Raw genomic sequence first — 9577 nt, 5'->3', positions numbered from 1 at the left:
CGTCCTCGCGGCGTACGCGCCGCTCGTCCTCGCCGTCGGGTGGGCTGACTCCAGCTTCACGTGGTTGTGGGTCGCCTACGGCGGCTTCATCGCCGCGCGACTGGTCACGCTGTGGCTGAGACAGCGGGGCACGGTGTGGATGGTCCTCGGCACCACCCGATCGCCGAACTGAGGCTACTTCTTTGCGAGGAAGCCGACCAACGTCCAATCAGGCTGTTCGAACTGCGCCGCACCGTAGTTGACGAGCCCCTCGCGTACACCCACCGCGATCGGCGTCACCGCCAGCGGGAGGACGGTGGGATCCTCGGCCAGCCTCTTGTCGAGCTTGGTGATCCGTGTGAACCTCAGCTGCTCGTCCAACGTCTTGATCGTGACGTCCCACCCCTTGCCGATCTCATCCCGCCCGATGCCGGTGAAGTTCTGGGTGGAGTCGACAGGGTAGAACTGCGCCTTGGCGGGGCCGACCGGGAACGGCGACGCCTGCCGGACGAATGTCACGAGGTCGAAGTCGAGCGGGATGATTCGTCGGTCGAAGAACTTCTCGGCCGGGACTGTCTCCAGCTTGACCTCGATGCCGACCTTGCCCAGATCGGCGACGATGCGCTTGGCCCGGTCGCTGTTGCGAGGGGTCTGGGCCGGGACCGGCATCGTCAAGGTCAGCGACTTGCCTTTCCGCTTGCGAGCGCCGTCGGGTTCCTCGACCCATCCAGCCTTCGTCAGCAGGTCGGCAGCCTTCTTCGGGTCGTAGGCGAGCTTCCCTGAAGAATCGACATAGCCCAGCTGGCCCGGCACCAGGATGACGCTGCCGAGTGGCTCGGCCGATGCTCCGAACTCCGCAGCGGCCGCCTTGGCGATGGCATCGCGATCGATCGCGTGCCCGACCGCTCGGCGCACGTCGGCGTCCTGAAGCGGTCCCCGACCACCGTTCAGCGTCACCTGCGACCAATCAACGCCCGCAGCCCGCTGCACCACACCACCTTTGGCCTCCGAGGCGGCGGCGTAGGTGTCAGCGTTCAGGTCAGCCGCATCCAGGTCTCCGGCGGCATAGGCCTTGGCCTGCAGTGCTGGGTCCGCCACCTGCCACACGATCTTGCCAAGTTTTGGCTTGGTTCCCCACCAGCGCGGGTTGGGCTCCTGGGTGATCGTTCCCATCTTGCTGTCGATAGCCGACACCACGAACGGGCCGTTCGACGAGATCGCGCGGTCGCGGAATCCCTTGTTGAAAACCTTCGGCGAGGAGGTGACGTTGGCGGCCAGTCTGGGATAGATGTAGCGCGGCCACTCGGCATTTCGCTGGCTGAACGTCACGGTGTAGTCGAACTTGGTCTTGCCCTGCTTGACGCTGGAGATGTCCTCGAACCCAGCTGTCGAAGCGACCTCGAAGTCCTGGTTCGAGCCGTTGAGGGCCTTCCAGTACGCAATCATGTCCGCTGCCGTGATCGAGGTGCCGCCCTGCCACACCGCGTCGGGGTTGAGGCGCACCTTGATGGTCAATGGGTCCTTGTCCGCGATCTCGACGGACGTCGCGTAGTCGGGATCGACCTCCCACCCACCGTGGGTCGTGATGCGCACAGCACCACCAACCGTCGGCGCGAGCAGTCGACCGGCATCGGAGTTGGCTGCTTCGGGATGGGCGGGATTGAAGTTGCGGGGCATCGCATCTGCGCCGAGGCGCAGAGTGCCACCGGTGGCGACACGGTCGCGGGCCGCGACGGTCCAGGCGGTGCTGCGCAGGCCTTCGTCCGCCGATGCGCTGGGGGCCGCGGTCGGGGTTGGAGCAGAGTCGTCGCTGGACGCCAGCGAACAGCCGGAGAGCGCAAGGCCACCGGCCAGGAGAAGTGCGGCGGGGGCCGCGGACACACGCATGGGTGAGAAAACCACCGGTGGCAGGTCAGGGCCGGTAGATCCAGGACCTGACCTGCCGAGGCGGTCTACTTGGCCGCGACGACGTTGAGCTTGACCTGCGCGCTCACGTCGGGGTGCACGCGGACGGAGACCGTGTGGGCTCCCAGCGACTTGATCGGGTTGCCGACCTCGATACGACGCTTGTCGACCTTGGCGCCGGCCAGGCCGAGGGCGCTGGCGATGTCCGAGACCGTGACGGCACCGAACAGACGACCACCGACACCAGCGCGAACCGGGACGTTGACCGGCTCCGCCTCGAGGTTGCCCTTGATGCTCTGGGCCTCCTCGAGATCGTGCACGGCGTGCGCCTGACGGGCGGCCTGGATCGATTCGACCTGCTTGGCAGCACCCTTCGACCAACGAATGGCGAAGTTGCGCGGCAGCAGGAAGTTGCGGCCGTAGCCGTCCTTGACCTCGACGATGTCGCCGGGTGCTCCGAGGTTCGTGACCTCGTGGGTGAGGATGAGCTTCATCTCGGGCCCCTTAGCGGCTGGTAGAGGTGTAGGGCAGCAGCGCCATCTCGCGGGCGTTCTTGATGGCCTTGGCGATGAGACGCTGCTCCTGGACGGTGACACCGGTGACGCGACGCGCGCGGATCTTGCCGCGGTCGGAGATGAACTTGCGCAGCAGCGCGGTGTCCTTGTAGTTGATCTCGGTGATCTTGGCCGCGGTGAGCGGATTGCTCTTCTTCTTCGGCTTCCGAATGACTGGCTTTGCCATGATGCTCCTGAACTTGATGCTGACGTGTGTTTAGAAAGGGGGCTCGTCGGTCGTGCCGGCGTTGCCGCCCCAGGCGTCAGACCCACCGCCCTGTGGTGCCGCAGGCTGCGTCGACCACGGATTGCTCTGCGCCCCGCCGCCTCCTGGGCCTCCGGCGTTGCCGCCGCCCTGGCCGCCACCGAAGTCGCCGCCACCGGACCGGTTGGCCTTGGTGACCTTGGCCGTGGCGTAACGCAGCGAGGGACCGATCTCATCGACATTGATCTCGACGCTCGTGCCCTTCGATCCGTCCTGACGCTCGAAGTTGCGGATGCGCAAAGCGCCAGTCACGATGACGCGCTGACCCTTCTGCAACGACTCCGCACAGTTCTCGGCCAGCTGGCGCCAAGCGGCGCAACGGATGAACAGCGCATCGCCGTCCTTCCACTCGTTCGTCTGACGATCGAACGTGCGAGGCGTCGAAGCGACGGTGAAGTTCGCAACTGCGGCGCCCGAAGGAGTGAACTTGAGCTCCGGGTCGTCGGTGAGGTTGCCGATGACGGTGATGACGGTTTCGCCTGCCATGTGCGCAGCCTTTCGGGTTTGGGGTGTCTGACTCCAAGTGAACCGCAGCAGTACGACACCTGCGAGGGGTCGCGCGCGGTCCTTGTGGACATCTCTGTCCTTGGGTCGGGCCTACTTCACGTCGGGACGTGTGACCTTCGTACGGACAACGGACTCGTTGAGCGTGAGCTGACGATCGAGCTCCTTGACCGTGGCCGGCTCCGCCTGGAGCTGGACGACGGCGTAGATGCCCTCGGTCTTCTTGTTGATCTCGTAGGCAAAACGTCGCTTGCCCCACACGTCGACGCTGTCAACGCTTCCGCCGTCCTGGCGAATCACGTTGAGGTAGGTGTCGAGGCTGGGGGCGACGGTACGTTCTTCGAGGTCACCATCAAGGATGATCATGACTTCGTACGGGCGCAATGACATTCAGTCTCCTTCGGACTAAACGGCCGCAGGGTCCCTGCGGCAGGAGAAGCGTCACCGATTGGCAACCGGTGAAGTCTACGGGAACAGCCGGAATGAAAGCCAATCCGCGTCCGATCCGGCCAAACGCTCCAGCCCCTGGTGTCGACTCGGCGTCATTCCGTCGTGATCGCCTGGAGCACGTTGAGCCTGGCGGCCCGTCTGGCCGGGAGAACCGCGGCGAGGACCCCGACGACACCCGCGACCACGACGAACGTCACGAGCCGGATCCACGGGATCGCGAGATCAGTGATTCCCTGGTCCGCGACGGCTCGCTGGAGCACGACCCCGAAGAGCAGCCCTGCGGCGATGCCGAGGAGCGCCCCGAGGACCGCGATCGCGATTGCCTCGAGCCGCACCATCCGTCGGAGCTGTCCGCGGCCGAGACCCACCGCACGCAGCAGCCCGACCTCCCGGGTCCGTTCGATGACGCTGAGGGCCAGTGTGTTGACGATTCCGAGCACCGCAATGACGATCGCCAGTCCGAGCAACGCGTAGATCAGATACAGCAGCTGGTCGACCTGAGCGCGCTGCGCCGCGGAGAACTCCGCTTGGTTCTGCACCGTGACTGTCGGGAACGCCTCGGTCGCGGCCTCCAGTCTGGTGCCGAGAGCCGCTTGGTCGACACCGGCTTCGGCATTGACTGCGATGCTGGAGTCTGCCCGCTGCACCTTGCCGGCGGTGATGGTGGAGAAGGGCGTGATGGCACTGCCGACGACATACGTCGAGGTGTAGATGCCCGACACCTCAAGCGGCACTGTGCCCGCGGCGAAGCGCAAGGTCACCGTGTCGCCTACCGAGACACCGAGCGAGTCCGCCTTGCCCTCGACGAGCGCGATCTGCCCGTCCCGAAGAGCGGGCCCGCCCGCAAGGTAGTTGATGTCGAAGATCTGTCCGAGCGCCGCTGAGTCGCCCGCCGAGATGTTGGCGCGGCTGCCATCTATTTTGGTGCTGGCGAGCTGGGCCGGGGCGACCGTCCGCACGCCGTCGACGGCCCTGATGTCATCGGCGATCGTCGGTGAGAACGGCTGGCCGATCGCGTTGGAGATCAGGTAGTCACTGGTGAACTCCTTCTTGACGCTGACGTCGATCGACTTGTTGATCGACGCACCGAGCACCGACATCGTGGTGACCAGGGCCAGCCCGATCATGAGGGCCGAAGCGGTTGCTGCCGTACGACGAGGGTTGCGCAAGGAGTTCTGTGTCGCGAGTCGTCCAACCGTGCCGAACATCCGCACGTAGACACGACCCATCGCGACGAGAACCGGGATCGCGAGCACGGGACTCATCATGGCGATCGCCAAGAGAATCGCGAGGATTCCGATTCCGACCTGCGTCGCACCCGAGGAGCCCGAGCCCAGCAGACCGGTCGTCAGCAGCGCGGTGCCGAGGACGGCCAGAGCCACTCCCACCAGCAATCGCCGTCGGATCGATCCCTCCGGCAGTGCGACGTCATCGCGCATTGCCGCAACAGGTGCGATCCGGGATGCCCTGCGGGCCGGGAGATACGCCGCGAACATCGTGACGAGCACGCCCACGACATACGCGAACACCGCGGTGCTGGGCTGGAACACCAGTGGACTTCCAGTCAGATCGAGGCCGAAGTTGGCGAACAGCGCGCGCAGTGCCGCCGCGAGTCCGAAGCCCAGACCGAGCCCGAAGGTCGAGCCGAGCAGACCCACGATCGCGGCCTCGATGAGCACCGACCGGGTGACCTGGCGGCGAGAGGCGCCGAGCGCGCGCAACAGGGCCAGCTCGCGACTGCGTTGCGCGACGAGGATCGAAAAGGTGTTGATGATGAGGAAGGTGCCGACGACCAGGGCGATCGCCGCGAACACCAGCAGAAAGGTGTTGAGGAATCCCAGCGCCGTGTTGACGATGCCCTTGATCTCGTCGATCGCCTTCTTGCCGGTGATCGCCTCGGTGTCCTTCGGCAGCAGGGGCGTCACCGCGTCGACGAGCTGCTGCTGGCTGACTCCGGGCTCTGCCGTGAGTCCGATCGTGGTGAAGGCGTCCGCGCCGCCAAGGAAGATGTCCTGCGCGGTGGCGGTGTCGAAGAACACCAGACTGGCACCCGCGAGCCCGCCGCCGGCGAACTCGGCGTGGCCGACCAGGGTCGCCTCGACCTCGGGCCGGTCGCCCGCCGTGATCATCTGGACCGTGTCGCCGATCGCGTAGCCGGCCGAGTCGGCAGATTTCTGATCCATCGCGACCTCGGCGGGGCCGTTCGGCTCGCGCCCGTCCGCGATACGTACGGACTGATCTCCGTTGGCGTTGGGGGCGTCGCTGAAGTTGAACGACAGCGTCGGGGCCCCCGTCCCTCCCAACAGCTTGCCGTTCTTCCTGACCACGAACAGTCCCTGACCATCGACGGATCCGTCCGCGCGCGCGACCCCGGGTACGTCGGCGAGCGTGGGCACCAACGACGCCGGGATCTTCCGACTGTCGATGTTGACGGCCTCCGTGAAGCCACCACCCCGGTCGAGTCCGGTCAATCTGACACTCGCATCGCTGACCGATCCGCTGACGATGTTGTCGAAGCTCTTGGCCATCGTGTCGGTGAAGATCAACGAGCCCGACAGGAAGGCGACACCCAGCACGATCGCGAACGCGCTGAGGATGAGCCGGACCTTGCGCGCCAGCAGATTGCGCAGTGTGACCAGAATCATCAGGCCTCCATGGCCCGAGCCTGCAGGGCGGTCATGTGCTCCAGCACCGAGTCGACCGATGGCGAGCGCATCTGATCCACGACCAGACCGTCGGCCAGGAAGATGACCCGGTCGGTGTACGAGGCCGCGATCGGGTCGTGCGTGACCATCACGACGGTCTGGCCGAACTCGCTGACGCTGCGGCGTAGAAAACTCAGCACCTCCGCACTGGCCACCGAATCGAGGTTGCCCGTCGGCTCGTCGGCAAAGATGATCGACGGGCGGCTCACCAGCGCCCGGGCACAGGCCACACGCTGCTGCTGGCCGCCGGACATCTCGTGCGGTCGGTGTCCCAGCCGGTCGCGCAGACCGACGGTGTCGATCACGGTGTCGAACCACGCCGCGTCAGGCTTCCTGCCAGCGATCGACAACGGCAGAGCGATGTTCTCCTCCGCGGTCAGTGTGGGCACCAGGTTGAAGGACTGAAACACGAAACCCACCTGATCGCGTCGCAGCTCGGTCAGCGCCTTGTCCTTGAGAGTCGACAGCTCGACGTCACCGATGTGGACCGTGCCGCTGCTCGGAGTGTCCAGAGCCGCCATGCAGTGCATCAGCGTGGATTTGCCGGACCCCGACGGACCCATCACCGCCGTGAACTCGCCGTCGTGGATGTCGACGCTGACGCCGGCCAGCGCCCGGACCTCGGCGTCATCCTTGCCGTAGATCTTCGTGAGATCTGTCGTCCGCGCGGCGATGGTGCGAGCGGGTGCAGGGGGTGACGTCATGCCTCCACGGTATCGACGTGGCGTGTCACCTGACATCGACGAAGGTCCCGATTCAACCCTGCCATCCAGCCTCCGCTGCTCGTGCTCGACGGCGATCATCCAGCCTCCGCGTAAGTGCCATCCGGTCTCTGCGCTGCTGCCCATTCCTTGACCCGACTGCAACCTCCGTAGGCTCGACGCATGGAGTTTCAGATCGCGACGCTGCTGGTGTCGCGGGTGCGTCGCTACGACGGACGGCCCGCCGATGGCACCGCGTCGTACGACCCCGACTCCGAGCTCGTCGACCGGGTGCGCGTGCGGGCTCATCGAGGGCTCGTCGGGGACAGGTATTTCGGCACCAGGTTCGCGTTCGCAGCAGTCACGATGCTCGCGGCGGAGAGCATCGACCTGCTCGAGGGGCAGATCGCCAGCGAGGGCCTGTTCCCAGCCGGTGGCACCCCGTTCGACCCGGTGCTGGCACGGCGCAACATCGTGACGCACGGCCTCGACGTCGATGCGCTCGCCCGGACGACCTTCACCCTGGACGCCGGCCACGGACCCATCCGGTTCCGCTCGATGACACCTGCCAATCCGTGTGCGTGGATGAACACGGTATATGCGCCCGGCGCCCATCAGGCACTGCGTGGCCATGCGGGCATCAGGTGTGAGCCCCTGGACGACGGCGAGCTCGCCGTGGGCGCAGCCACGATCACCGACATCAGCCCGATCCCGCCAGACGAGCTGACCCGCCGGATCAAGGCCGCACCCTCCAGGTGATCAGACCTGGGAGCTCGGCGCCCACAGGTTGATGCCGGCCTCACCCGCGTGGGTGTCGATCTCGGCGAGCTCGTCGTCGGAGAAGTCGATGCGTGCCGCCGCTGCGAGGTTCTCGTCGAGCTGCTCGACCGACGAGACGCCGATCAGGGCCGAGGTGACGCCGCCGGGCCGCAGGGTCCACGAGATCGCCATCTGGGCGAGAGTCTGGCCGCGCTTCTTGGCGATCGCTGCGAGACCCTTGAGCCGCTTGCGGTTGTCCTCGTTGGCCATCGAGGAGTCGAACGAGCCACGATCCTGCGAGCGTTCCGGGTCCGAGCTCTGGACGTAACGGTCCGAGAGCAGGCCCTGAGCAAGTGAGCCGAAGCCGATCGAGCCGACGCCGTGCTCGTCCAGGACAGTCGTGAGGCCCTCCTCAATCCAGCGGTTGAGCAAGGAGTACGACGGCTGGTGAATCACGATCGGAGTGCCGAGCGTCTCGGCGATCGAGACCGCCTCGGCGGTGCGCTCCGGCGAGTAGGACGAGATGCCGGCGTAACGGGCCTTGCCCTGACGCACCGCGGTGTCCAGCGCCCCGATGGTCTCCTCCAGCGGGGTGTCAGGATCGGCACGGTGCGAGTAGAAGATGTCGACGTGGTCTACCGACATCCGCTCCAGCGAGGCGTCGAGGCTCGCGAGCAGGTACTTGCGCGAGCCGCGGTCGCCGTACGGTCCCGGCCACATGTCGTAGCCCGCCTTGGTCGACAGGATCAGCTCGTCGCGGTACGGCCTGAAGTCCGTACGCATCATCCGGCCGAAATTTTCCTCTGCCGAGCCGTACGGCGGGCCATAGTTGTTGGCCAGGTCGAAGTGGGTGATGCCGTGGTCGAACGCGTGGCGCAGAACGGCCCGCTGATTGTCGAACGGGAAGTTGTCGCCGAAGTTCCACCACAACCCCAGTGAGAGCGGTGGTAGCAAGAGCCCGGACCGACCGACTCGGCGGTAGTCCCAGTGTGTGTAGCGGTCCTCGGCCGCGACATACGGCCGGTGGAGCTCCGAAACAGGGTCCGCGAAGGAGGCGTGGTCGGTCATCCCTACAAACTAGCCGGACCGTGGTCGTCCGCGACTTGTGCAGACGTGGTTCAGGCCACAGGCCGGGAGACGGCCAGCACCGTCGGCTCGGACACTCCCGGCCAGCTGCCGACCAGTTCGTCCTCGCCGAGTACCGACGAGCCGGCATTGATGACCCGGCGAACCACGATCTCGGCGACCGAGGTGACCACGACCGTGGTCCCACCGTCGTCGCGGACGTCGACCAGACCGACCGTACCGAGCTCGGGCTGCTGCCCACTGCCGTTGACCCGGGCCGACGGCTCGCGCGACGAGCGGTGACCATGATCGTCGACCTCGAGCGCGGCCTGCGTACCGCCGGTCAGGATTGCCGTCGCCAGCGTCTGCGCGTAGACCGGGTCTCCGCATGCGTCGTAGACCCACCGATCACCCAGCACCGAGTGCTGCATCATGCCGACGAGCCACTCGTCGGCCCCGGCGAGCGGAGCCCCTCGATACGTCAGCGGCACCTGGTGGGTGGGACCATTGGCGTCCCCGACCAGATGGGTCTCCACACCCACCTCGCCGTCCGGATCGTCGAAGCGATAGGCCGCGATCAGCTCCAGCTCGGCCGGCTCGCCGGAGTACCACGGCCGGGACGGGAGCCAGCTGCGAATCAGCTCGATCTTCGAGGGGGTGAGCTCTGCCGCGTGCAGGAGTGCCATGGTG

10 protein-coding genes are annotated in these 9577 nt (G+C 66.3%); 1 reads left to right on the top strand and 9 read right to left on the bottom strand.

Annotation, left to right across the window (positions count from 1 at the left end):
- Window positions 1-174: 174 nt before the first annotated feature.
- The 7 genes from WB461_RS03760 to WB461_RS03730 all read right to left on the bottom strand — a co-directional run bounded on the left by WB461_RS03760 (window position 175) and on the right by WB461_RS03730 (window position 7066).
- Window positions 175-1866: an ABC transporter family substrate-binding protein gene (locus tag WB461_RS03760; protein WP_423851379.1), complete on the bottom strand. Its 1692-nt coding sequence runs from the start codon at window positions 1864-1866 to the stop codon at window positions 175-177.
- A gap of 65 nt (window positions 1867-1931) precedes the next feature.
- On the bottom strand, window positions 1932-2378 hold the full coding sequence (gene rplI / locus WB461_RS03755) for a 50S ribosomal protein L9 (RefSeq protein WP_423851378.1): 447 nt from the start codon (window positions 2376-2378) through the stop codon (window positions 1932-1934).
- A gap of 10 nt (window positions 2379-2388) precedes the next feature.
- Window positions 2389-2625 carry a 30S ribosomal protein S18 gene (gene rpsR / locus WB461_RS03750; protein ID WP_118397792.1) on the bottom strand — a complete coding sequence of 79 codons (237 nt, stop codon included), beginning with the start codon at window positions 2623-2625 and terminating at the stop codon, window positions 2389-2391.
- Window positions 2626-2655: 30 nt separating this feature from the next.
- Complete coding sequence (locus WB461_RS03745) at window positions 2656-3189, bottom strand: single-stranded DNA-binding protein (RefSeq protein ID WP_423851377.1); 534 nt, start codon at window positions 3187-3189, stop codon at window positions 2656-2658.
- A gap of 111 nt (window positions 3190-3300) precedes the next feature.
- The gene (rpsF, locus tag WB461_RS03740; protein WP_118399019.1) at window positions 3301-3591 is read right to left on the bottom strand and encodes a 30S ribosomal protein S6; all 291 of its coding nucleotides are present in this window, start codon (window positions 3589-3591) and stop codon (window positions 3301-3303) included.
- A gap of 158 nt (window positions 3592-3749) precedes the next feature.
- Window positions 3750-6302, bottom strand: a complete 2553-nt coding sequence (locus tag WB461_RS03735; RefSeq protein ID WP_423851376.1) for an ABC transporter permease — start codon at window positions 6300-6302, stop codon at window positions 3750-3752.
- Window positions 6302-7066 carry an ABC transporter ATP-binding protein gene (locus WB461_RS03730; protein WP_423851375.1) on the bottom strand — a complete coding sequence of 255 codons (765 nt, stop codon included), beginning with the start codon at window positions 7064-7066 and terminating at the stop codon, window positions 6302-6304. Before WB461_RS03730 ends, WB461_RS03735 begins: the two co-directional genes overlap by 1 nt.
- A 180-nt stretch (window positions 7067-7246) precedes the next feature.
- Between WB461_RS03730 and WB461_RS03725 the strand changes: the two genes are divergently transcribed.
- Window positions 7247-7822, top strand: a complete 576-nt coding sequence (locus tag WB461_RS03725) for an MOSC domain-containing protein (protein ID WP_423851374.1) — start codon at window positions 7247-7249, stop codon at window positions 7820-7822.
- Here the strand turns inward: WB461_RS03725 and WB461_RS03720 are convergent, their stop codons facing one another.
- Both WB461_RS03720 and WB461_RS03715 read right to left on the bottom strand, forming a co-directional pair.
- Window positions 7823-8890 (bottom strand): aldo/keto reductase, encoded by a 1068-nt coding sequence (locus WB461_RS03720; protein WP_423851373.1) that lies wholly within the window; start codon window positions 8888-8890, stop codon window positions 7823-7825. It abuts the gene before it with no gap.
- Window positions 8891-8940: 50 nt separating this feature from the next.
- A complete protein-coding gene (locus WB461_RS03715) occupies window positions 8941-9573 on the bottom strand; it encodes a CG0192-related protein (protein ID WP_423851372.1) in 633 nt (210 codons plus the stop codon).
- Window positions 9574-9577: the final 4 nt, after the last annotated feature.

It is taken from the genome of Aeromicrobium sp. (assembly GCF_049587115.1).
In the GTDB taxonomy this organism is placed as follows: domain Bacteria; phylum Actinomycetota; class Actinomycetes; order Propionibacteriales; family Nocardioidaceae; genus Aeromicrobium.
This window is presented reverse-complemented; position numbering and strand designations above follow the sequence as displayed.